24 protein-coding genes are annotated in these 22,371 nt (G+C 70.0%); 11 read left to right on the forward strand and 13 right to left on the reverse strand.

Annotated elements, in window-relative coordinates; genetic code table 11:
- Positions 1–47: 47 nt before the first annotated feature.
- From Q9R47_RS14190 to Q9R47_RS14200, 3 genes are all read left to right on the forward strand, one after another.
- The gene (locus tag Q9R47_RS14190) at positions 48–1,010 is read left to right on the forward strand and encodes a tripartite tricarboxylate transporter substrate binding protein BugE (RefSeq protein ID WP_311233841.1); all 963 of its coding nucleotides are present in this window, start codon (positions 48–50) and stop codon (positions 1,008–1,010) included.
- Positions 1,011–1,094: 84 nt separating this feature from the next.
- Entirely contained in the window at positions 1,095–2,006 is a 912-nt protein-coding gene (gene xerD, locus Q9R47_RS14195; RefSeq protein ID WP_311233842.1) for a site-specific tyrosine recombinase XerD, read from the forward strand.
- A gap of 103 nt (positions 2,007–2,109) precedes the next feature.
- Positions 2,110–3,120 (forward strand): tripartite tricarboxylate transporter substrate binding protein, encoded by a 1,011-nt coding sequence (locus Q9R47_RS14200; RefSeq protein WP_311233926.1) that lies wholly within the window; start codon positions 2,110–2,112, stop codon positions 3,118–3,120.
- 66 nt (positions 3,121–3,186) lie between these two features.
- On the opposite strand, the gene Q9R47_RS14205 is transcribed toward Q9R47_RS14200, so the two are convergent.
- From Q9R47_RS14205 to Q9R47_RS14215, 3 genes are all read right to left on the reverse strand, one after another.
- Positions 3,187–4,470: an HDOD domain-containing protein gene (locus tag Q9R47_RS14205; RefSeq protein ID WP_311233843.1), complete on the reverse strand. Its 1,284-nt coding sequence runs from the start codon at positions 4,468–4,470 to the stop codon at positions 3,187–3,189.
- A gap of 148 nt (positions 4,471–4,618) precedes the next feature.
- Entirely contained in the window at positions 4,619–5,881 is a 1,263-nt protein-coding gene (locus Q9R47_RS14210; protein WP_311233844.1) for an HDOD domain-containing protein, read from the reverse strand.
- Between the two features lie 88 nt (positions 5,882–5,969).
- Positions 5,970–6,770 carry a ferritin-like domain-containing protein gene (locus Q9R47_RS14215; protein ID WP_311233845.1) on the reverse strand — a complete coding sequence of 267 codons (801 nt, stop codon included), beginning with the start codon at positions 6,768–6,770 and terminating at the stop codon, positions 5,970–5,972.
- 72 nt (positions 6,771–6,842) lie between these two features.
- Here Q9R47_RS14215 and Q9R47_RS14220 point away from each other — a divergent pair, with 72 nt between their 5' ends.
- Together Q9R47_RS14220 and Q9R47_RS14225 are read left to right on the forward strand one after the other, a co-directional pair.
- Positions 6,843–7,367, forward strand: a complete 525-nt coding sequence (locus tag Q9R47_RS14220) for a gamma carbonic anhydrase family protein (protein ID WP_311233846.1) — start codon at positions 6,843–6,845, stop codon at positions 7,365–7,367.
- A 31-nt stretch (positions 7,368–7,398) separates the two neighbouring features.
- Entirely contained in the window at positions 7,399–8,409 is a 1,011-nt protein-coding gene (locus tag Q9R47_RS14225) for an Hsp33 family molecular chaperone HslO (RefSeq protein ID WP_311233847.1), read from the forward strand.
- 121 nt (positions 8,410–8,530) lie between these two features.
- Here Q9R47_RS14225 and Q9R47_RS14230 read toward each other — a convergent pair whose 3' ends face one another.
- From Q9R47_RS14230 to Q9R47_RS14255, 6 genes are all read right to left on the reverse strand, one after another.
- Positions 8,531–9,088: a hypothetical protein gene (locus tag Q9R47_RS14230; RefSeq protein WP_311233848.1), complete on the reverse strand. Its 558-nt coding sequence runs from the start codon at positions 9,086–9,088 to the stop codon at positions 8,531–8,533.
- Positions 9,089–9,157: 69 nt separating this feature from the next.
- Positions 9,158–9,436 carry a septum formation initiator family protein gene (locus tag Q9R47_RS14235; RefSeq protein WP_311233849.1) on the reverse strand — a complete coding sequence of 93 codons (279 nt, stop codon included), beginning with the start codon at positions 9,434–9,436 and terminating at the stop codon, positions 9,158–9,160.
- A 139-nt stretch (positions 9,437–9,575) separates the two neighbouring features.
- On the reverse strand, positions 9,576–10,862 hold the full coding sequence (eno, locus tag Q9R47_RS14240) for a phosphopyruvate hydratase (protein ID WP_311233850.1): 1,287 nt from the start codon (positions 10,860–10,862) through the stop codon (positions 9,576–9,578).
- A gap of 132 nt (positions 10,863–10,994) precedes the next feature.
- Positions 10,995–11,285 (reverse strand): DUF1330 domain-containing protein, encoded by a 291-nt coding sequence (locus Q9R47_RS14245; protein ID WP_311233851.1) that lies wholly within the window; start codon positions 11,283–11,285, stop codon positions 10,995–10,997.
- 8 nt (positions 11,286–11,293) lie between these two features.
- Positions 11,294–12,151 (reverse strand): 3-deoxy-8-phosphooctulonate synthase, encoded by an 858-nt coding sequence (gene kdsA, locus Q9R47_RS14250; RefSeq protein ID WP_311233852.1) that lies wholly within the window; start codon positions 12,149–12,151, stop codon positions 11,294–11,296.
- Between the two features lie 31 nt (positions 12,152–12,182).
- Positions 12,183–13,862 carry a CTP synthase gene (locus tag Q9R47_RS14255; protein WP_311233853.1) on the reverse strand — a complete coding sequence of 560 codons (1,680 nt, stop codon included), beginning with the start codon at positions 13,860–13,862 and terminating at the stop codon, positions 12,183–12,185.
- A 111-nt stretch (positions 13,863–13,973) separates the two neighbouring features.
- On the opposite strand from Q9R47_RS14255, the gene coaBC reads away from it, so the two are divergent.
- The 3 genes from coaBC (at position 13,974) to Q9R47_RS14270 (ending at position 16,429) form a co-directional block, all read left to right on the forward strand.
- Positions 13,974–15,191: a bifunctional phosphopantothenoylcysteine decarboxylase/phosphopantothenate--cysteine ligase CoaBC gene (coaBC, locus tag Q9R47_RS14260; RefSeq protein ID WP_311233854.1), complete on the forward strand. Its 1,218-nt coding sequence runs from the start codon at positions 13,974–13,976 to the stop codon at positions 15,189–15,191.
- Positions 15,192–15,330: 139 nt separating this feature from the next.
- Positions 15,331–15,777, forward strand: a complete 447-nt coding sequence (dut, locus tag Q9R47_RS14265; protein WP_311233855.1) for a dUTP diphosphatase — start codon at positions 15,331–15,333, stop codon at positions 15,775–15,777.
- Between the two features lie 145 nt (positions 15,778–15,922).
- On the forward strand, positions 15,923–16,429 hold the full coding sequence (locus Q9R47_RS14270; protein WP_311233856.1) for a glycine zipper 2TM domain-containing protein: 507 nt from the start codon (positions 15,923–15,925) through the stop codon (positions 16,427–16,429).
- 135 nt (positions 16,430–16,564) lie between these two features.
- Here Q9R47_RS14270 and Q9R47_RS14275 read toward each other — a convergent pair whose 3' ends face one another.
- Positions 16,565–17,089 (reverse strand): peptidylprolyl isomerase, encoded by a 525-nt coding sequence (locus Q9R47_RS14275; RefSeq protein WP_311233857.1) that lies wholly within the window; start codon positions 17,087–17,089, stop codon positions 16,565–16,567.
- Between the two features lie 65 nt (positions 17,090–17,154).
- Between Q9R47_RS14275 and Q9R47_RS14280 the strand changes: the two genes are divergently transcribed.
- The 3 genes from Q9R47_RS14280 to Q9R47_RS14290 all read left to right on the forward strand — a co-directional run bounded on the left by Q9R47_RS14280 (position 17,155) and on the right by Q9R47_RS14290 (position 19,334).
- Positions 17,155–18,288, forward strand: a complete 1,134-nt coding sequence (locus Q9R47_RS14280) for a cupin domain-containing protein (RefSeq protein WP_311233858.1) — start codon at positions 17,155–17,157, stop codon at positions 18,286–18,288.
- 46 nt (positions 18,289–18,334) lie between these two features.
- Complete coding sequence (locus tag Q9R47_RS14285; protein WP_311233859.1) at positions 18,335–18,850, forward strand: hypothetical protein; 516 nt, start codon at positions 18,335–18,337, stop codon at positions 18,848–18,850.
- A gap of 202 nt (positions 18,851–19,052) precedes the next feature.
- On the forward strand, positions 19,053–19,334 hold the full coding sequence (locus tag Q9R47_RS14290) for a hypothetical protein (protein WP_311233860.1): 282 nt from the start codon (positions 19,053–19,055) through the stop codon (positions 19,332–19,334).
- 118 nt (positions 19,335–19,452) lie between these two features.
- On the opposite strand, the gene Q9R47_RS14295 is transcribed toward Q9R47_RS14290, so the two are convergent.
- From Q9R47_RS14295 to dapA, 3 genes are all read right to left on the reverse strand, one after another.
- The gene (locus Q9R47_RS14295) at positions 19,453–20,232 is read right to left on the reverse strand and encodes an MBL fold metallo-hydrolase (RefSeq protein ID WP_311233861.1); all 780 of its coding nucleotides are present in this window, start codon (positions 20,230–20,232) and stop codon (positions 19,453–19,455) included.
- Positions 20,233–20,267: 35 nt separating this feature from the next.
- Positions 20,268–21,356, reverse strand: coding sequence for an outer membrane protein assembly factor BamC (bamC, locus tag Q9R47_RS14300; protein WP_311233862.1), 1,089 nt, complete (start codon positions 21,354–21,356; stop codon positions 20,268–20,270).
- An 81-nt stretch (positions 21,357–21,437) separates the two neighbouring features.
- Positions 21,438–22,334, reverse strand: a complete 897-nt coding sequence (dapA, locus tag Q9R47_RS14305; protein WP_311233863.1) for a 4-hydroxy-tetrahydrodipicolinate synthase — start codon at positions 22,332–22,334, stop codon at positions 21,438–21,440.
- Positions 22,335–22,371 lie beyond the last annotated feature (37 nt).

Here is a 22,371-nt window from a genome sequence, read left to right on the forward strand (position 1 = left end):
CTTAGGATGCCGTACATCGTTTGCACGCAGTGACAAGGAGACGACTTATGCACCGCCGCCACTGGTTCGGATTCGCCCTTCTGGCCGCCGCAGGGGGCGCGTGGGCCCAGGCCTATCCGGCCAAGCCCATCCGCCTGGTGGTGCCGTTCGCGCCCGGGGGCACGACGGACATCATCGCGCGCGTGATCGCCGATCCGCTGTCGCGCGCACTCGGCCAGCCGGTGGTGGTGGAGAACAAGTCCGGGGGCGGCGGCATCGTCGGCGCGTCGGAAACCGCCAAGGCCGCGCCGGACGGTTACTCGCTGGGGATCGCCACCGTGTCCACCACGGCGGCCAACCCGGCCATCAATCCGCGCACCCCGTACAACCCGCTGACGGATTTCACGCCGATCATCAACATCGCCGCGACGCCCAACATCATCGCGGTGAACCCGGCCTTCCCGGCGAAGGACTACAAGAGCTTCTTCGCCGAAATCAAGAAGTCGCCGGGCAAGTACTCGTACTCGACCTCGGGCACGGGCGGCATCGGGCATCTGCAGATGGAGCTCTACAAGAGCCTGACGCAGGCGTTCGTCACGCACATTCCCTACCGGGGCGCGGGGCCCGCGCTCAACGACACCGTCGCGGGGCAGGTGCCGATGATCTTCGACAACCTGCCGTCGGCGCTGCCCTTCATCAAGGACAACCGCCTGGTGCCGATCGTGGTGGCCGCGCCGCAGCGGGTCGCGGCACTGCCGAACGTGCCCACCTTCAAGGAGATCGGCCTGGAGCCCGTGAACCGCATGGCCTACTACGGCATCCTCGGCCCCAAGGGCCTGCCCAAGGAGGTGGTGGACAAGGTCAACGCGGGCGTGCGCAAGGCGCTGGAGGATCCGGCCGTGCGCAAGCGCATCGAAGACACCGGCTCGCTCATCGTGGGCAATACGCCCGAGCAGTTCTCCGAGCAGATCAAGGCCGAGTTCGAGGTCTACAAGAGCGTGGTGCAGAAGCAGAAGCTCACGCTGGACTGAGCCTTCCGCCGGTGCCCGGGCTGGCGGGGGGGCTGGTGCGTCCCGGCCGGGCTTGCCGCGGCGGCGGCGTGCTAACGTGATGCGATGACCCTTTCGCCCGGCAGCCAGACTGCCATCGACGCGTTCATCGACGCCCTCTGGCTCGAGGACGGCCTCTCGCGCAATACCCTGGCCGCCTATCGCCGTGACCTCACGCTCTATGCGCGGTGGCTGCTGGAGGCGGTGCCGGAGACCGCCGGCGCGCTGGACGCCACGGCCGAAGGCCATCTGCAGGCCTATTTCGCGGCGCGCCATGCGGCGACGCGCGCCACCTCGGCGAACCGGCGGCTGACCGTGCTGCGCCGCTATTTCCAGTGGGCCCTGCGCGAGCAGCGCATCGCCGCCGATCCCACCGTGCGCCTGCAGGCGGCCCGCCAGCCGCTGCGCGTGCCCAAGACGCTCTCGGCCGCGCAGGTGGAGGCCCTGCTGCACGGCCCCGACACCACCACGCCCCTCGGCCTGCGGGACCGCGCGATGCTGGAGCTCATGTATGCCAGCGGCCTGCGCGTGACCGAACTGGTCACGCTCAAGACCTACCACGTCGGCGCGGCCGAAGGCGTGCTGCGCGTGATGGGCAAGGGCGGCAAGGAACGCCTCGTTCCGTTCGGCGAGGTGGCCGCGGAATGGCTCGCGCGGTATCTGTCCGAAGCCCGTGCCGGCATCCTGGCCGGGCAGCAGACCGACGATCTGTTCGTGACGGCGCGCGGCGCCGGCATGACGCGGGCCATGTTCTGGGTGGTCGTGAAAAAACATGCCCGGGCGGCCGGCATCGCGGTGGCACTGTCGCCGCACACGCTGCGGCATGCCTTCGCCACGCATCTGCTGAACCACGGCGCCGACCTGCGCGTGGTGCAGCTGCTGCTCGGGCATGCGGACATTTCCACCACCACCATCTACACCCATGTGGCGCGCGAGCGGCTGAAGGCGCTGCACGCCCAGCACCACCCACGCGGCTGAGCCCGGACGTGGAATGTGCGGGGTGCGCCGCGCGGGGCTCCGCGGGCACGCGCACAATCGCGCTTTCCTTTGTGTGCCCCCTGTTTCCGAGACGGTATCCGTGATGATCGATTCGCTTTCGCGCCGACGTGCGCTCTCTTTTGGTGCCTCCGCCGCGCTGGCTGCGGCGGCCGGCCTTCCCGCACGCGCCTTCGCGCAGGGCGCAGTCGCGGCCTGGCCCGGCTCGCGGCCCCTGCGCATCGTGGTCGCCTATCCGGCGGGCGGCGTGAGCGACGTCGTCGCCCGCGCGCTCGCCGACCGCCTCTCCACGCAGCTGGGTTCGCCCGTGATCGTGGAGAACAAGGCCGGCGCGGGCGGCGCCATCGCCATGGACATGGTCGCCAAGGCGCCGGCGGACGGCTACACGCTCGGCTTCTCGTCGGTGAGCCCGCTGGTGCTGAGCCCGCATCTGGGCCGGCTGCCGTACGACCCGGTGCGCGACATCGCGCCGGTCGCCAGCGTGATGGTGTCCCCGGTGCTGCTGCTGGCCACGCCGGCCTGCACCGCGCGGGATTTCCCCGCACTGGTCGCGCAGGCCAAGGCCCGGCCCGGCGACATCCGCTGGGCCACCTCGGGGCTGGCGTCGCTCGGCCACATCATGCTGGAGCAGATCATGCTGGGCACGCAGGCGAAGATCACGCACGTGCCCTACAAGGGCGGCGGCCAGCAGCTCACCGATGCGCTCAGCGGCCAGTTCGAGGTGCTGTCCACGAACGCGGGCCCTGCCGTCGCGCAGCAGATCCAGGCGGGCAAGCTGCGCCCCCTGGCCGTGGGGGCGCCGCAGCGCGTGGACGGCATGCCGGCAACCCCCACGCTGGCCGAACTGGGCCTGCCGGCCGCCAACCTGAGTTCGCAGTTCGGCCTCTTCGCGCCGGGGCGGTTGCCCGCGTCTCTGCTGGAGCGGCTGAACGCAGAAGTCAACAAGGCGCTGGCAGCGCCGGATCTGCGCAACCGGCTGCTCACCACGGGCAATGTGCCGACGGGTGGTGCCGCCGCCGATTTCGCGCGGGAGATCGCGCAGGAATCGCAGGCCAACGCGAACATCATCCGGGCGGCGAACATCCGCCTGGACTGACGCACCACGGGGAGGCCGGTCGCCGGGCAGGGCGTCCGGCCGCACGCGGCCCCGGGGCCGCGCGCCTCAGTCGTTCAGGCTCTCGGCCCAGGTCAGCGCCTGGAGGTGTGCCCAGTTGACCTGCCGGTTCGAGAGGTGCAGGGCTTCCGCCGATTGGGCGAACGCCACTTCGTCGCCGCTCTCGCAGGCCTTGGTGAGTTCGAGGAACGGTGCGAACACGCCCGTGTTGTGCAGCAGCGCGTCCACCACCGGCTGGGGCAGGGCCACCGATTCGAGGGCCTTGTCCAGCGGTACGCCGAGCATGGTGTCGAGCAGGGAGAACACGCCCACCACGAAGGCGTTGTCGCACTCCTCGGGCGGCAGCAGTTCGGCGGCGAGCAGCTCCATGAGCCGCCCGCGCACCACCGCCGTCTGCCCGACCGCCGGGGGCGAGCCGCCCGCGCGCGAGGTGGTCATGAGCAGCGCGGCCCAGCGGAAGAGCTTCTTGAGGCCGAGGATCATGACGGCGTGGCGGAACGAGGTGATCTCGCACGACAGCCCGAAACCGGACGAGTTGATGAAGCGCAGCAGGTTGAAGGACAGCGTCGGGTCCTTCTTGAGCAGCTCCTCGATCTCGGCGGTGCTGGCCTGTTTCCGCACGAGGTTGATGAGCTGGATGATCGTCGCCTGCGAAGGCCGGATGGTCTGCGCCTTCACCAGGGCGGGCTTGGCGAACCAGAAACCCTGGAAGAGCTTCACGCCCAGCGCGGCCATGCGCTCGTGCTGCTCGGCGGTTTCCACCTTCTCGGCCACCAGCACGGCCTGGCTGTTGGCACGCGCGAACTTCACCAGCGGCTCGGCGAGCTCCGGCCGGAACGCCTGCATGTCGAGCTTCACGAACGAGGCCATGCGCAGCCAGCTGCCGTAGTTGCGGCGCAGCACGTTCTGGCTGAACGCGAGGCGGAACCCCCGGGCCTTGAGGCCTTCGAGGGTGGAAAGGCGGCCCTCGACCTCTTCCACGCTGGCGTTGTCGGCGAGGGTGGGCACTTCCAGCACCACCTTCTCGGGATGGATGAGTTCCAGGTGGCCGCCCGCGAGGCTTTCGTGGGTGCAGTTGATGAAGACCGTCTTCTTGCCGACCAGTGCCTCGGTGCCGGCATAGGACAGGGCGTTGAAGAGCAGGGCCGCGTCGCTGGCGGCGGTGTGCGCGTCGGAAGCGGTGGAGCGGTCGAAGAGTTCGTAGCCGTAGACGGCGCGGTGCTCGTCCACGATCGGCTGCCGGGCGATCGCCAGGCTGCCGTCGTCCGGCGGGGGGCCGTCCTGGGGCTGGGTGGGTTCGAAGGCCGGTGCGTTTTCGTTGCTGCTCGACATGGGCTGGATGAGAGGGGATGACAGGCTCTGGGCCCTTGCAGCCTCCCACCTTACCACCAAGCGGGCCCTGCGGTGCGCTTCCCGCGGCCCCGCGTTCCCTGTCGGACGGCGTCCTGCGCGACCGTTCGCGCCCGCCTGCCCGGCCGTGTCAGTCCGCCATCTGGTCGGCCCAGGCGAGCGCCTGCAGGTGGGCCCAGTTGATCTGCTGGCTGGTCAGGTGCAGCGTGGTCGCGGCCTGGTCGAACATCGCGTCGTCGCTGGACTCGCAGGCCTCCGCCAGGCGCAGCAGCTCGCCCAGCACGCCCTCGCGGCGCAGCAGCGCGGCGGCCACCGGCTCGGGCACGTGCAGCAGCCCGATGGCGGACTCCATCGGCATGCTCAGCATCACGTCCAGCATCGAGAAGATGCCCACGACGAAGGCCTGGTCGGCGTCTTCCTGCGACAGCGTTTCCAGGGCGACCAGCTCCATGAGCCGCCCCCGGACCACGGCCGTGTGGCCGACCGAGGCCGGGATGCCGCCGATGCGCGAGGCGGTGAGCAGCAGGGCCGCCCAGCGGAACAGCCGCTTCAGGCCCATCAGCATGACGGCCTGGCGGAACGAGGTGATCTCGCGCGCCAGGCCGAAGCCGGACGAGTTGATGAGGCGCATCAGGTTGAACGCCAGCCCGGCGTCCTTCTTGAGCACTTCCTCGATCTCGTCGGTGCTGGCCTGCTGCCGCACCAGGTTGATGAGGTTCAGGATGTTGGCCTGCGAAGGCGTCAGCAGCTTCGCCTCGACGACCGAGGGCCGCGAGAACCAGAAACCCTGGAAGAGCTGCACGCCCATGCGCGAGGCCATGTCGTACTGCTGCGCGCTTTCCACCTTCTCGGCGATGAGTTCCGCCCGCGAATGGCGCCCCGCGTACTTGACGAGCACGGCGAGCTGGTCCGGCGCCAGCAGCGAGAGATCGAGCTTGATGTAGTCGGCCAGCGGCAGCCACGGGGCATAGGCGGATTCCAGCACCGTGTGGTTGAACGCCAGGTGGAAGCCGCGCTCGCGCAGCGCCTGCAGGATCGGCAGCCGCGTGCCCACCTCGGCCGCGGCCGCATGGCCGAGCGGGGGGATCTCCAGCACCACCTTGTCGGGATCGACCAGTTCCAGGTGGCCGCCGGCGAGGCTCTCGTGCGTGCAGTTGACGAAGATGAGCTTCTTGCCCACGAGCTCCTCGGTGCCCGCGTGCGAGAGCGCCGTGAAGACCAGGAACACGTCCGTGGCCGCGGTGTGGGCGACGCCCGCGCGCGAGCGGTTGAACAGCTCGTAGCCGATCACCGAGTGCTGCGCGTTGACGATCGCCTGCCGGGCGATCATGGCACCGGGGGGCGTGCCGGCCGGGCCCGCTGGGGGAAGGGTGGTAGGTGGGGTGGGGTGCATGCCGGACACGTGGACGGATGCCGCCCCGCGGCATGCGGGGAGAGCAGGGGGATTGTAGAAAATTCCCCATGCCCCCGACCGCGACTTGTCATTCGCTTTGCAGCCAGAGCAGTTCGGTTTCGCTGAAGCCCGCGGCGAGGCGCGCCGCCGTGTTGAACGGCGGCTTGAGGCGCGGAGCCTCGTAGCGCCGCACGAGTTCGCCGTAGTGGCTTTCGGGGTCGTGGCCTTCGCGTTTGCACAGCCAGCGGTACCAGTGGTTGCCGATGGCCACGTGGCCGACTTCCTCGCGCAGGATCACGTCGAGGATCGCCACGGCCGCCAGCGCGTCCGGCGTGCCCACCTGCGTGAGCTTGCGCTGGATGAGCGGCGTCGCGTCCAGGCCGCGCGCCTCCAGCGTGCGCGGCACGAGGGCCATGCGGCCCACGATGTCGTGGGCGGTCTTCTCGCACATCGTCCACAGGCCCTGGTGGGCGGGAAAGTCGCCGTAGTCGTGGCCCATGTCCCGCAGGTGGTCGCGCAGCATGCGGAAATGCGAGGCTTCCTCGGCGGCCACGCGCAGCCAGTCGCGGTAATACTGCGCGGGCATGCCGGGGAAGCGCCAGACGGCGTCGAGCGCCAGGTTGATGGCGTTGAACTCGATGTGGGCGATGGCGTGCAGCAGTACCGCGCGGCCGAGCGGCGTGGCGGGCGAGCGCCGCGCGACGGCCGTGTGGTGCAGCAGTTCCGGCCGGTCCGGGCGGCCGGGCAGGCCTTCCGGGGCGGGTGGCAGCGCGGCATCCGGCTCCACCGCGCACGACGCGGCCGCGGCGTGCAGCGCGAGCGCCTCGGCCGCCTTGTGTTCGGGATCGGTCAGGCACAGGACCTGCAGTGCGCGGTGGCGAAGCTCCATACCTACAATTCTAGATTTCCGCCCCCAGTTGGGGACAATGCGGCGCTGAGAACCACCCACAGGAGACAGACGATGGCGCTTTATGAACTCGACGGCACCACCCCCCGCGTGGCCGAATCGGCCTGGGTGGCGGACAGCGCCGAGGTGATGGGCAACGTGGTGCTCGGCGAGGACGCCAGCATCTGGTTCGGCGCGGTGCTGCGCGGCGACAACGAGACGCTCTCCATCGGCGCCGGCAGCAACGTGCAGGACGGCAGCGTGCTGCATTCCGACCTCGGGCAGCCGCTCACGGTCGGCGAGCGCGTGACGGTCGGCCACAAGGTCGTGCTGCACGGCTGCACCGTGGGCGACGAGTCGCTGATCGGCATCGGTGCCGTGGTGCTGAACGGCGCGCGGATCGGCCGCCACTGCCTCGTGGGCGCGGGCGCGCTGGTGACGGAAGGCAAGGAGTTCCCGGACGGCTCGATGATCCTCGGCAGTCCGGCCAAGGCGGTGCGGCAGCTCACGCCGGAACAGATCGAGGGCCTGCGCAAGAGCGCGCAGACCTATGTGGCCAATGCCCGGCGTTTCCGGGCGGGCCTGCACCGCATCGGTTGAATCCGCGCGGCCGCGGCCCATTTGATTGCAGATGCAGAAAGATTCCAGGGTGTCAGAACTCCACAAGTTCCTCTTCGATGGCCTGCCCGTGCGCGGCATGATCGTCCGGCTCACGGACGCGTGGACCGAAATCCTCGCGCGCCGCGCCGGCAACTCCGCCACCGGCGCTTACCCGCCCGAAGTGCGCGAACTGCTGGGCGAAATGGCCGCGGCCGGCGTGCTCATGCAGTCGAACATCAAGTTCAACGGCGCGCTGGTGCTGCAGGTCTTCGGCGACGGGCCGGTCAAGCTGGCGGTGGCCGAGGTGCAGTCCGACCTGGGACTGCGCGCGACGGCCTCCATCCAGGGCGAGGTGCCCGTGGGCGCGCGCCTGTCCGAGATGGTGAACGCCGGCGGCGGCGGGCGCTGCGCGATCACGCTCGATCCGAAGGACCGGCTGCCGGGCCAGCAGCCCTACCAGGGCGTGGTGCCGCTGCACGGCGACCGGCACGAGAAGCTGGAAAAGCTCAGCGAGGTGCTGCAGCACTACATGCTGCAGTCGGAGCAGCTCGACACCACGCTCGTGCTCGCCGCTGACGACAAGGTGGCCGCGGGCCTGCTCATCCAGCGCATGCCGATCAAGGGCGAGGGCAACCTCGCCGGCGCCGAGCTGAGCCACAGCGAGAACGAGGACCAGATCGGCCGCAACGAGGACTACAACCGCATCGCCACGCTGGCGGCGAGCCTCACGCGCGAGGAGCTGCTGTCGCTGGACGTGGACACCGTGCTGCACCGCCTCTTCTGGGAAGAGAAGCTGCTGCGCTTCGTGCCCAAGGAGGGCGTGGACGGCCCGCGCTTCGCCTGCACCTGCAGCCGCGACCGCGTGAGCGCCATGCTGCGCAGCCTGGGCGCGGAAGAGGCCGAGAGCATCCTGGCCGAGCGCCCGGAGATCGAGGTGGGCTGCGAATTCTGCGGGCAGCAGTACCGGTTCGACGCGGTGGATGCCGCCCAGATCTTCACGAACGCAACCGAGCTGCCGCCCGGAACGAAGGCCGTGCAGTAATAGCGGCTGACACGACCCTTCCGGCGTTGTTGCCGCATCTTGTCGTACTACTCGTACTGCCTGCGATGCGGCGCCCAGCCAGAACCGCTTCGCTGGGTCGTGTGAGCCGCTCCGAGAGAGCTCAGGCCCGCTCCGCGTCCTGCGTGAGCAGGCGCTGGAACAGCCGGCGCTCGCAGTCCGGATCGCTGCATTTCTCGCACCCCCAGGCGGGTTCCCGCTGGTTCGCGGGCCGCGGGCGTGCCGCGGGAGAGGCCGTCGGTGCGGCCATGGGCGCGCCGGCCGGCTGCAGCAGGGCCAGCGCCTGCCGCAGGCGCGCGGCGGGCGGGCCGTAGAACACCACGTAGGTCCAGCCGAGCGTGTGCAGCAGGTCGCGCAACATGGCGTCCTGCCGCTCGAGGACCGCGGCATCGCCGCCATCCCCGCCGGGGGCCGGCAGGCCATCCAGCCCCATCAGCCAGGCCTGCGTGCAGCCGCTCGCGCGCAGGGCCTGCAGGGCCCGCGCGGGGTGTGCGGTGTCTGCCTCCAGATGCACCGGCATGCAGGTCCAGCCGCGTGCCGGGCCGCCTGTGGGGGCCGCGGCGTGCAGCGCGGCGACCAGCGCATCGGCACCCGCGCCCGGCGCACCCAGCACGGCCGTGCGCACGGTCGCGCGGCAAGCGGGCCGGAGAGCGGTCGACAAGGGGGTGGAAGAGGGCATGGGTGCGCGCGGTGCAGGGCGCAGGGCGCAGCAGGGACCGGCCGCCGCTTGTCAGCGCGGGGTCACGTGCACGTAGACCTCGTTGGGCTTGACCATGCCCAGCTCGCTGCGGGCCTTTTCCTCGACCATGTCGAGGCCGTCGCGCAGATCGCTCACCTCCGAGGCCAGGCGCTCGTTCTCCTGCCGGGCGCGGTCGTTGGCCTGCTTCTGCGCGGCGATCTTCTCCTTCATCTCCTGGACGTGGACGACGCTGCCGCGGCCCGTCCAGAGCTGTGCCTGCACGGCCACGAGCAGGAGCAGCAGCACCAGGGGAACGATACGGGGATTCATGGTGCGCAGGCGCCGCGGGAACGTGGATCGGAAGGTGGGGTGGCGGCGGCCATCGCGCCGCGCTCCGCGTGCCGGCGCGGGCCGGCATGGGGAGCGCCAAGCGCGGTCCGGGGCCGCAGGCCCCGGAATCCGCCCGGCGTCAGCGCAGGTTGTAGAACGCCTCGCGGCCGGGGTAGTGCGCGATGTCGCCCAGGTCTTCCTCGATGCGCAGCAACTGGTTGTACTTGGCGATGCGGTCCGAGCGCGACAGCGAGCCCGTCTTGATCTGGCCGGCGTTGGTGCCCACGGCGATGTCGGCGATGGTGGAGTCTTCCGTCTCGCCCGAGCGGTGCGAGATCACGGCCGTGTAGCCCGCGCGCTTGGCCATCTCGATGGCGGCGAAGGTTTCGGTCAGCGTGCCGATCTGGTTGATCTTGATGAGGATCGAGTTGCCGATGCGCTTGTCGATGCCTTCCTTCAGGATCTTGGTGTTGGTGACGAACAGGTCGTCGCCCACCAGCTGCACCTTCTCGCCGAGGCGTTCCGTCAGGTGCTTCCAGCCGTCCCAGTCGCCTTCGGCCATGCCGTCCTCGATGGAGATGATCGGGTACTTGTCCACCCAGGTGGCCAGCATGTCGGTCCATTGCTGGGCCGTCAGCTGCAGGCCGCCTTCGCCTTCGAGCACGTACTTGCCGTCCTTGAAGAACTCGCTGGCCGCGCAGTCCAGGGCCAGGGCGATCTGCTCGCCGGCCGTGTAGCCCGCCTGGTCGATCGCCTGCAGGATCAGCTGGATGGCCGCTTCGTGGTTCTCGACGCTGGGCGCGAAGCCGCCTTCGTCGCCCACGGCGGTGCTCATGCCCTTGTCGTTGATGATCTTCTTCAGGGCGTGGAACACCTCGGCGCCCCAGCGCACGGCCTCGCGGAAGCTCGGCGCGCCCACGGGAACGATCATGAACTCCTGCAGGTCCAGGCTGTTGTTGGCGTGCGCGCCGCCGTTGATGACGTTCATCATCGGCACGGGCAGCTGCAGGCCGCCCATGCCGCCCAGGTAGCGGTACAGCGGCAGGCCGGATTCCTCGGCGGCGGCGCGGGCCACGGCCATGGAGACGGCCAGCATGGCGTTGGCGCCCAGGCGGCTCTTGTTGTCGGTGCCGTCCAGGTCGATCAGGGTCTTGTCCAGGAAGGCCTGCTCGGAGGCGTCCAGGCCCAGCACGGCCTCGGAGATCTCGGTGTTGATGTGCTCGACGGCCTTGAGCACGCCCTTGCCGAGGTAGCGGCCCTTGTCGCCGTCGCGCAGCTCGATGGCTTCGCGGCTGCCGGTGGAGGCGCCGGAGGGCACGGCCGCGCGGCCCATCACGCCCGATTCCAGCAGCACGTCGCACTCGACGGTGGGGTTGCCGCGGCTGTCCAGCACTTCGCGGCCGACGATATCAACGATGGCACTCATGGGTTTCCTTTGAGGAGTTTGATGAGGGGTGGGGCAGGCGCGCCGCGGGCGCCTGACACGGGCGCGCCGGGCATGCGGCTGCGGAAAGGGGGAGGCCGTGAGGGCGTGGGCCGCTCCGGGCCGGCGAAGACGTCAGATCCCTTCGACGCACACCATGCGCATGACCGCCGCACCCAGGCGCGCGGACTTCGCCTGCTGGTACTCGGCGGATTCGTAGAAGGCGCGGGCGGCCTCCATGGTGGGGAATTTCAGGACCACGGTGCGGCCCGGGTTCCAGTCGCCCTCCAGCACCTCCACGCGGCCGCCGCGCACGCACACTTCGGCGCCGTGCGCCTGCATGGCCTGGGTGCTGAGGCGGCGGTACTCTTCGTACTGCTCGGGGTTGGTGACGGTGACGGACGCGATGATGTAGGCGCTGCTCATGGGATGTCTCAAGCTCCGAAGTCGTTTTCGAGAAAGCCGTTCCGCTTGGTGACGGAATCCAGGGCGACGAGGGTTTCCAGCAGCGCCTTCATGTGCTTGAGCGGCACCGCGTTGGGGCCGTCCGAGAGGGCGTTGCAGGGGTCGGGGTGCGTTTCCATGAAGAGGCCGGCCACGCCCACGGCCACGGCCGCGCGCGCCAGCACCGGCACCATCTCGCGCTGGCCGCCGCTGCTGGTGCCCTGGCCGCCGGGCAGCTGCACGCTGTGGGTGGCGTCGAACACCACGGGCGCGCCCGTCTCGCGCATGATGGCGAGGCTCCGCATGTCGGAGACGAGGTTGTTGTAGCCGAAGCTCGCGCCACGCTCGCAGGCCATGAAGCTGTCTTCCGGCAGGCCCTTCTCGCGCGCGGCGGCACGGGCCTTGTCGATGACGTTCTTCATGTCGTGGGGCGCGAGGAACTGCCCCTTCTTGATGTTCACCGGCTTGCCCGACTGCGCCACGGCGCGGATGAAGTCGGTCTGGCGGCAGAGGAACGCGGGCGTCTGCAGCACGTCCACCACCTTCGCGGCCTCGGTGATGTCGTCCTCGGTGTGCACGTCGGTCAGCACGGGCACGTCCAGTTCGCGGCGGATCTTGGACAGGATCTCCAGGCCCTTCTCGCGGCCCGGGCCGCGGAAGCTCGTGCCCGAGGACCGGTTGGCCTTGTCGAAGCTGCTCTTGAAGATGAACGGGATGCCCAGCGCCGCCGTGGTCTCCTTCAGGCGGCCGGCCACGTCCATCTGCAGCTGTTCGGACTCGATGACGCAGGGGCCTGCGATGAGGAAGAAGGGCCGGTCGAGGCCGGCGTCGAAGCCGCAGAGTTTCATGGAAGGGGCCTTGTGGGAGGGTGCCTGCGGCTCAGGAGGCCGCGGCGGCGGGCAGGGCGGGCTGGCGGCTCTTCTGGTGCTCGATCGCCGCCTTGATGAAGGCGTTGAAGAGCGGATGGCCGTCCCACGGGGTGGATTTGAACTCCGGGTGGAACTGCACGCCGATGAACCACGGATGCACCTCGCGCGGCAGCTCTACGATCTCGGTGAGCTGTTCGCGCTGCGTGAGCGCGGAGATCACGAGGCCGGCGCGGCGGAGCTGGTCGAGGTAGTTCACGTTCGCCTCGTAGCGGTGGCGGTGGCGTTCGGTGACGATGTTGCCGTAGATCTCGTGCGCCAGCGTGCCGGCGGCGACGTCGGAGCTCTGCGCGCCCAGGCGCATGGTGCCGCCCAGGTCGGAGGTCTCGCTGCGCGTCTGGATGGTGCCGTCGGAATCCTTCCACTCGGTGATCAGCGCGATCACGGGGTGGGGCGTGGCGGCGTCGAACTCGGTGCTGTTGGCGTTCGCGAGGCCCGCCACGTGGCGCGCGTATTCGATGGTGGCCACCTGCATGCCGAGGCAGATGCCGAGGTAGGGCACCTGCTGCTCGCGGGCGTAGCGCGCCGTGCAGATCTTGCCTTCCACGCCGCGCGCGCCGAAGCCGCCGGGCACCAGGATGGCGTCGTACTTGGCGAGCTTCTCGGCCGCATCGCCCGGGGCGATGGTTTCGGAGTCGACGTGCTCGATCTTCACGCGCACGTGGTTCTTCATGCCCGCGTGGCGCAGCGCCTCGTTCACCGACTTGTAGCTGTCGGAGAGATCGACGTACTTGCCCACCATGGCGATGGTGACCTCGCCCTGCGGGTGCTCGGTCTCGTACACGAGCTGGTCCCAGCGCTTCAAGCTGGTGGGCGGGGTGTTCAGGCGCAGCTTGTCGCAGATCAGGCCGTCCAGGCCCTGCTCGTGCAGCATGCGGGGCACCTTGTAGATGGTGTCCACGTCCCACATGCTGATCACGCCCCATTCGGCCACGTTGGTGAACAGCGAGATCTTGCCGCGCTCCTCTTCGGGAATGCGGCGGTCGGCGCGGCAGAGCAGGGCGTCGGGCTGGATGCCGATCTCGCGCAGCTTCTGCACCGTGTGCTGGGTGGGCTTGGTCTTGAGCTCGCCGGCTGCCGCGATGTAGGGCAGGTAGGTGAGGTGCACGAACGCGGAGTTGTTCGGCCCCATGCGCAGGCTCATCTGGCGCACGGCCTCGAGGAACGGCAGCGATTCGATGTCGCCCACCGTGCCGCCGATCTCGACGATGGCGACGTCCACCGCGTCGTCGGTGCCGATGCCGGCGCCGCGCTTGACGTATTCCTGGATCTCGTTGGTGACGTGCGGGATCACCTGCACCGTCTTGCCGAGGTAGTCGCCGCGGCGTTCCTTCTCCAGCACGGACTGGTAGATCCGGCCCGTGGTGAAGTTGTTGGTCTTCTTCATGCGCGTTTCGATGAAACGCTCATAGTGGCCGAGGTCGAGGTCGGTCTCGGCGCCGTCGTCGGTGACGAACACCTCGCCGTGCTGGAACGGGGACATGGTGCCCGGGTCCACGTTGATGTACGGGTCGAGCTTGATGAGGGTGACTTTGAGGCCGCGCGATTCGAGGATCGCAGCAAGGGAGGCTGAGGCGATTCCCTTGCCCAGGGAAGACACCACACCGCCGGTGACGAAGACAAATTTGGTCATGTCTTTTATGGTGGTGGGAAATCGGGATTATAGAGGCCGGCCCGGGCATGCCCGGCAGGACCCGGCCCTTTCCCCCGCGCGGCCGCGGGGCGTCTGCTAAATTGCGCGCCCATGAACGAACTGGCCGGCAAACACATCCTCTTGGGCCTCTCGGGCGGCGTCGCCTGCTACAAATCGGCCGAACTGGCCCGGCTGCTCGCCAAGGCGGGCGCCACCGTGCAGGTGGTGATGACCGAGGCGGCCGAGCGCTTCATCACGCCCGTGACGATGCAGGCGCTCACGGGCCGCACCGTCTACACCTCGCAGTGGGACGCGCGCGAACCGAACAACATGCCGCACATCAACCTGGGGCGCGAGGCCGATGCGATCCTGGTCGCCCCCTGCAGCGCGGATTTCATCGCGCGGCTGGTACAGGGGCGCTCCGACGAGCTGCTCAGCCTGCTGTGCCTGGCCCGCCCCGCGCAGCGCGTGCCGCTGCTGCTCGCGCCCGCGATGAACCGCGAGATGTGGGCGCATCCCGCCACGCAGCGCAACCTCGCCCAGGTGGCGGCGGACGGCGCCGTGGTGCTGGGCGTGGGCACGGGCGAGCAGGCCTGCGGCGAAACCGGCGACGGCCGCATGCTGGAGCCCGCGGAGCTGCTGGAGGAACTGGCGGCCTTCTTCGCGCCCAAGCTGCTCGCGGGCCAGCGCGTGCTGGTCACGGCCGGCCCGACCTTCGAGGCGATCGACCCGGTGCGGGGCATCACCAATCTCTCCAGCGGCAAGATGGGCTTCGCCATCGCCCGCGCCGCGCGCGAAGCGGGCGCAGAGGTGGATCTGGTGGCCGGCCCGGTGCACCAGCCGACGCCGCGCGGCGTGCGCCGGGTGGACGTGCGCTCGGCGCGCGAGATGCTGGGCGCCACCACCGCGCTCGCGCAGCAGGCCACCGTGTTCGTGGCCACGGCCGCGGTGGCGGACTGGCGGCCCGCCGAGGCTTCGGCGCGCAAGATCAAGAAGGACGGCTCCGGCGAGGTGCCGGCGCTCGCCTTCGTGGAGAACCCCGACATCCTGGCGACCGTCGCCGCCACGGCCCGCGCGCAGGGCGGCACGCCCTACTGCGTGGGCTTCGCGGCCGAGAGCGACAACCTGCTGGAGCACGCCACCGCCAAGCGCGCCCGCAAGGGCGTGCCGCTGCTGGTCGGCAACATCGGTCCCGAGACCTTCGGCCAGGACGACAATGCCCTGCTGCTCGTGGATGCCGAAGGCCACCGCATGCTGCCGCGCGCCTCCAAGCGCGAGCTGGCCTGGCAGCTCGTGGCGGACATCGCCCGCCGGCTGGCCGCGCGCTGAGGCCGCCCCGCCCGCGCGGGCCGCTGGGCGATCCGTCCGTTCATGCGGGCGGCCGGGCGGCCCAGGCGGCCCCGGCTTGCCCACCCATCACTTCCCCCGGCGCGGAGCGTTGCATTCCCGCGCCACTTTGAAAGCACTTGTGAAAATCGACGTCAAGATCCTCGACGCGCGGATGGCGCAGCAGTTGCCCGCCTACGCCACCCCCGGCAGTGCCGGCCTCGACCTGCGCGCCTGCCTGGACGAGCCCCTGGTGCTCGCGCCCAATGCCTGGCAGCTGGTGCCGACCGGCATCGCCATCTACCTGAAAGACCCCGGCTACGCGGCGCTGATCCTGCCCCGGTCGGGCCTGGGCCACAAGCACGGCATCGTGCTGGGCAACCTCGTGGGCCTGATCGACAGCGACTACCAGGGCCAGCTCATGGTGAGCGCCTGGAACCGGAGCGACGTCGCGTTCACGATGCAGCCGATGGAGCGCCTCGCGCAGCTCGTGATCGTGCCGGTGGTGCAGGCGCAGTTCAACGTGGTGGAGGATTTCCCGGCCAGCGAACGCGGCGGAAACGGTTACGGTTCCACGGGCAAGCTGTAGGTATCGTCCTATCCGCCCGAGGCGATGGTGCCTACGGTGGCCGCTGCCATCTCCCGGCGGAGGCCGCGGCCGGCCCCATGCTTCAATGCATCGACCGGCGGGGCCAGGACCTTGCCCCCTTCGAGCACCCAACAAGGAGTCGAACATGCAGAAGTTTTCCCGCACCACCGCAGTGATCGCCACCGTCGCCCTCGCTGGCGCCCTTGGCGCCTGCGCCGAGCAGCCCCGCTACGGCTCGCAGTACCCCGCGTCTCAGCCGACGTACTCCAGCTACCCCCAGGGTGCTCCCGCACCGGCCGGCATGGAATACGGCACGGTGACGAACATCGAGACCCTGCAGGGCCGCAGCAGCGGCAGCAGCGTGGGCGTGGGCACCGTCGCGGGCGCCGTGATCGGGGGCGTGCTGGGCAACCAAGTGGGCAAGGGCACCGGCCGTGCCGCGGCCACCGTGCTCGGCGCGGTCGGCGGCGGCGTGGTGGGCAACCAGATCGAGGGCCGCACCGGCAACAACAACGACGGCCGCATCGAAGGCTACCGCATCACCATCCAGCTCGACCAGGGCGGCCAGCGCGCCTACGACGTGGGCTCGCCCGGCGACCTGCGCCCCGGCGACCGCGTGCGCCTGAATGGCGGTCAGATCTCGCGCATGTAAGTGATTGCGGGACAGGGTCCGGCAGCCATGCCGTGGCCCCCTTGAAAAAAAGGACCCTCGGGTCCTTTTTCGCTTTTCATGGCCGTGCATTCCGGCGCGCGGCCGGCGACGCCGCATTCGCCGCTCCGTCCGGATTCAGTGCAGCAGCGGTTCGTCCGCGTCGGGTGGCTGGATGCGGAAGAAGCCCGTGCCGGCCGTGCCGCGACCGATCTCCTCTTCCGTGGCCTCGCGCACGCCCTGCACGGTGAGGTGCAGGCGCAGCGCGATGCCGGCGAGCGGATGGTTGCCGTCCAGCACCACGTGTTCGGGATAGATCTGCGCCACGGTGTAGAGCACGTCGCGCGGGGCATCCGGGTTCGATCCCTCGGGCAGGGCGCTGCCCTCGATGGTCATGCCTTCCTCGAGGTCGGCCGGGAAGCGGCTGCGGGGTTCGAGGAACAGCAGCTGGTCCTGGTAGTCGCCGAAGGCCTCCTCGGGCTCCAGGTGCAGCGCGACGGTGTCGCCCGCGGTGTGGCCCTGCAGCCCCTCTTCGATGCGGGCGAACAGGTCATCGCCGCCGACGAGGAATTCCACCGGGTCGTCGAGCACGTCCAGCTCCTCGCCCAATGTGTCTTTCAGGATCCAGGTCAAAGCGACCACGCATTGTTGGTTGATTTCCATAGGAGAATTGTCGCAGTTCGTCCACCGGCCGCGCCACTGTGGCGTGCGCCCTCCGCTTTTCCCCCATGGATACCCACACCCCCCTCGCCCTGCTGGGCGGAATGACCCCCGCGCAGTTCATGCGCCGCCACTGGCAGAAGAAGCCGCTGCTGGTGCGCCAGGCCATCGCCCCGTTCGTGCCGCCCGTGGGCCGCCAGGAACTGTTCGCGCTGGCGGCGCAGGAAACCGTCGAATCGCGCCTCGTGCAGCAGAAGCAGGGCGCCTGGAGCCTGCGGCACGGTCCGTTCGCGCGCCGCGCGCTGCCGCCGCTGGCCACGCCCGACTGGACGCTGCTGGTGCAGGGCGTGGATCTGCACGACGACGCCGTGCATGCGCTGCTGCAGCAGTTCCGCTTCGTCCCGCAGGCCCGCCTCGACGACCTGATGATCAGCTACGCCTCCGAGGGCGGCGGCGTCGGGCCGCATTTCGACAGCTACGACGTGTTCCTGCTGCAGGCCCATGGCCGGCGGCGCTGGCGCATCGGCCGGCAGAAGGACCTGTCGCTCAAGGACGGCATTCCGCTCAAGATCCTGGAGAACTTCGAGCCCGAGCAGGAGTTCGTGCTGGAGCCCGGCGACATGCTCTACCTGCCGCCGCGCTGGGCGCACGACGGCATCGCGGAAGGCGAGTGCATGACCTATTCGATCGGCTTCCGCTCGCCGTCGCGCACGGGCCTCGCGCACGACCTGCTCACGCGCCTGTCCGACGGCCCGGACGAGGACGGACCGGGGCATCCGCAGCTCTACCGCGATCCGTCGCAGGGCGCGGTGGACCGGCCGGGCGAGGTGCCGGCCGCGCTGGTCGAGTTCGCGCGCGATGCGCTCGCGCGCGCGCTGGCCGAGCCCCTGGCGGTGGAACGCGCGCTGGGCGAGAGCCTGACCGAGCCCAAGCCGAACGTCTGGTTCGAGCCCGGCGAGCCCGAGGGGCTGGAGCAGGGCGTGCGCCTGGACCGCCGCACGCGCATGATGTACGACGCGCGCCATGTGTTCATCAACGGCGAAAGCTACCTGGCCGGCGGTCGCGATGCGGCGCTCATGCGGCGCCTCGCCGACCAGCGGGGCCTGGAGGCGCGCGACCTGGCCCGCGCGAGCGACGATGCGCTGGACCTGCTGGCTTCCTGGTGCGAAGCCGGCTGGGTGCACGCGGAAACCGGCCGCTAGCCCCGGCGCGGGACCGCCCGCCAACGCAGCAGCAAAGGAGGTCTCCATGGATTTTTCGCAGGCCCTGGCCGGTGAGGGGCCGCTGCCGTCCGGCCGTTTCGAGGGCCGCGCGGCGTTCGCCGACGGCGTGCGCGCCGCGCTTGCCTGTGCCGCCCGCGAAGGCTGGCGGGAACTCGTGCTGTGCGATTTCGATTTCCACGACTGGCCGCTCGGCGAGCGCGATGTCGAGGCGTGCCTGCAGGCCTGGGCGGGGCGCGGGCGGCGGCTCACGCTGCTGGCGGCCGGTTATGACGAGATCGTGCGCCGGCATGCCCGCTTCGTGCGCTGGCGCGCCACCTGGGACCACATCATCGAGTGCCGCCGGGCGCCGGCGAGGGACCGGCAGGAGCTGCCCGGCGTGCTGTGGTCGGACCGCTGGGTGCTGCAGCGGCTGGACCCGGAGCGCAGCACGGGCGTGGCCGGCAGCGAGCCGGAGCGGCGGCTGCAGGTGCGCGAGGCGCTGGACGAATGGCTGCTGCGGCGCAGCACGCCGGCGTTTCCGGCCACCACGCTGGGACTGTGAGGTAAAGCGCTGGAAAACGGCGTATCAGTGTTAGTCGGTATTGACGCAATCTCCCTATAATTTGCGATTGATGTCCGGACACGTTGTTGCGACGTGCCGAGCGCCACGGGGTGCACCGCACCCGGCCAAAGCGCATCGCTGAAAGAGGGCGGCGTGGCGGCAAGTTTCCAAGATCCGTCTGTCCCATAAGGAAAATACCGAAATGAAGAACTCTCTCGTTCTGGCTGCCCTGGTCGCGTCCGTCGCTCTCGCCGCTTGCGGCAAGAAGGAAGAAGCTCCGGCGCCCGCACCGGCTCCGGTCGAAGCACCCGCTCCCGCCCCTGCCGTGGTGCCCGCTCCCGAGGCTTCCGCTGCAGCCCCCGCTGCCGCTGCCGAGGCATCCGCCGCTGCTTCCGATGCATCCGCTGCCGCCAGCGACGCCGCCAAGGCCGCTGCCGACGCTGCTGCTGCCGCCGCTGCTGCCGGCGCTTCCGCCGCCAAGTAAGCCACTGGCCGATCGTCGTTCCTGCCGCGGGGCCACCAGCCCGTGGCGGCAGGTCCGGCACGAAGCCCCGTACCGCGAGGTCGGGGCTTTTTTTCGCCCTGGCGCGGCGGCGCGATCGTCAGTCGGCGGCGATCCAGCCGGTGCCGGTGCGCGGGTCGGCGACGTCGATCTGCTCGGGGGCCCAGCCGATTGCCTGGGCGAGCGCCGCGCGCGCGAGGTCGGGACGGTTGTTCTGCAGGCTGAGGTGGGCGGCGGCCACGCGCTTCAGTCCGCCGTGGTGCACCGCCCGCAGGATTTCCGCGGACACGTGGTTGCCCAGGTGGCCGTAGGCACCGCCGATGCGCCGCTTGAGGAACGCGGGGTAGCTGGAGACGGACAGCATCTCGCGGTCGTGGTTGGTCTCCAGCAGCAGCGCATGGCAGCCGCGCAGGTGGGAGAGCACGTGCTCGGTGGCGTGGCCGAGGTCGGTGAGCAGGCCGACGTGCGTGGCCCCGTCGCTGCAGCGCAGGTGCAGGGGCTCGCGCGCGTCGTGCGGCACGGTGAAGGCGCGTGCCTCGAAGGCGCCGAGGTCGATCGCCTGGCCGTCGGCGGCGACGTGCAGCAGGCCGTCCAGGTCGGGAGCGCCGATCGCGGAATAGGTGCCGTGGCTCATCCACGCCGGGATGCGGTGGCGCAGCGCGATCTTCTGCATGCAGCCCACGTGGTCGGAATGCTCGTGGGTGATGAAGATCGCGTCGATGTCGTCGATCGCGAGGCCGGATTCGCCCAGCCGCGCGGCGAGCTGGCGCGGCCCCAGCCCGCAGTCGATGAGCAGGCGCCGCACCTGCGTGCCGCTGCGCCCCTCGACGATGGTGGCGTTGCCCGAGCTGCCGCTGCCCAGGCTCTTGAATCGCAGCACGCGGTGGGGTGCTCCTCAGCGGGCGGCCGTGCCGCTCACTTCAGGTCGTCCGACAGCACGCGCACGATGCGGTCCGCGTTGGCCGACGCGTCGGGCGCGCCCGATGCGTTCAGCACCGCCACGGTGCTCTTGCCGCCTTCGCTGCGCACCTGGATGCGGTACTTGACCGGCGGCGCCGCATCGTTCGAGCGGCCCAGCAGCTTGGCGAAGAAGCCCGGGTCCTTCTTCTCGGTGGGCTCCACGTAGCGCACGAAGTACACGCCCTGGGCGCGGTCGCGGTCTTCGACGGTGAAGCCGGTGCGGTCGAGGGCCAGGCCCACGCGCCGCCATGCGCGGTCGAAGTTCTCGTCGAGCTGCACCACCGGCGCGTTGCCCACACGGGCGATGCGGGCCGTCGGCGGCGTCTGCACGGGCGCGGCGGCCACGGCGCGGGACTGCTCCTCGCTCACGCCGAGCTTGACCATCAGGCGGCGCAGGAATTCGGTTTCCAGCTCCGGATCGACCGGGCGGGGCTGCCACACGGTGCTGTCCTTCTGGGCGGAGCTGTAGACCTCGACCATGCCGCGGTGGCTGATGTAGATCTCGGTCGAGCCATCGGAGGCGCGCTCCAGGCGCGTGCGGAACTTGTCGCGCTCGCCGGTGGAATAGATCGAGTCGAACACCTTGCCGAGCGTGGAGCGGATGATGTCCTGCGGCAGCTTGGCGCGGTTCTCGGCCCAGTCGGTTTCCATGATGCCGAGGTTGGGCTGGTCGATCTGCAGCACGAAGCCGTTCTCGTTCCAGAAGTCGCGCACGGGCTCCCAGAGCGTATCGGCCGGACGCTTCACGACCAGCCAGCGCTGGTTGCCGTCGCGCTCGATGCGCACGTCGCCCAGCGACTGCGAGGCGGCGTTGACGGTGCCGGGCTGGCGCTGCGCCTGGCCGGCCTGGAAGGCCGCGGCGGAGACCACGCCGCCGGGAATGGTGTAGCGCGAGTCGCGCGAGAGCTGGGTCAGGTCCGGCGGCACTTCGAGGGTCGGGCCCTTGGTGGCGCTCTTGTAGTCGATCTTGTCGTTCTCCAGCACGGAGCAGGCGGAGAGGGCCATGGCAAGGCCGAGCAGGCCCAGGCGGTTGATAGCGTTCACGCGGAAATCCTTAAACGGTGTCTCTGGAGTGTGCTGCGGCGGAAGGCGCGGGCGGTCGGACGGAGCGTGGGCCGGCGCGCTTCAGAGCAGGCCGGCGGAGCGCAGCGCGGCTTCCACCACGGGTTCGCTCGCGGACGACAGCGGCGTCATGGGCAGGCGCATCGTGCCGCCGCACAGGCCCATGCGCTGCAGGGCCCACTTCACGGGGATGGGGTTGGCTTCGACGAAGAGGTGCTTGTGCACCGGCATCAGGCGCAGCTGGATCTCCATGGCGCGGCGCGTGTCGCCCGCGATCGCGGCCACGCAGAGCTCGTGCATGAGGCGCGGCGCCACGTTGGCGGTGACGCTGATGTTGCCCTGGCCGCCGCAGAGCATGAGCGCCACGGCCGTCGGATCGTCGCCCGAATAGACGGCGAAGCCCTTGGGCACGTCGCGGATCAGCCACTGCGCGCGCTCGATGTTGCCGGTGGCTTCCTTGATGCCGATGATGCCGGGCACCTGGGCGAGGCGCAGCACCGTGTCGTGCAGCATGTCCGCGACGGAGCGGCCGGGCACGTTGTAGAGGATGGTGGGCAGGTCGCCCACGGCCTCGGCGATCGCCTTGAAGTGCTGGTACTGGCCCTCTTGGGTGGGCTTGTTGTAGTAGGGCACGACCTGCAGCTGGCTGTCGGCGCCCACCTTCTTGGCGAAGCGGGCCAGCTCGATCGCCTCGGCCGTGGAGTTGGCGCCGCAGCCGGCCATGATCGGCACGCGGCCGGCGGACTGCTCGACCGCGACGCGGATGATCTCGCAGTGCTCCTCGACGTTCACCGTGGGCGATTCGCCCGTGGTGCCCACGACGCCGATGCAGTCGGTGCCCTCGGCGACGTGCCAGTCGATCAGCTTGCGCAGGGTGGAGTAGTCCACGCTGCCGTCCTCATGCATGGGGGTGACGAGGGCGACGATGCTGCCGGTGAGGGTGGCGCTGGAAGAGGTCATGTCCGCGAAGGAAAACGGTAAAGGGGCATTCTAACGA

The organism is Acidovorax sp. PRC11, assembly GCF_031844105.1.
Taxonomy (GTDB): Bacteria; Pseudomonadota; Gammaproteobacteria; order Burkholderiales; family Burkholderiaceae_C; genus Paracidovorax.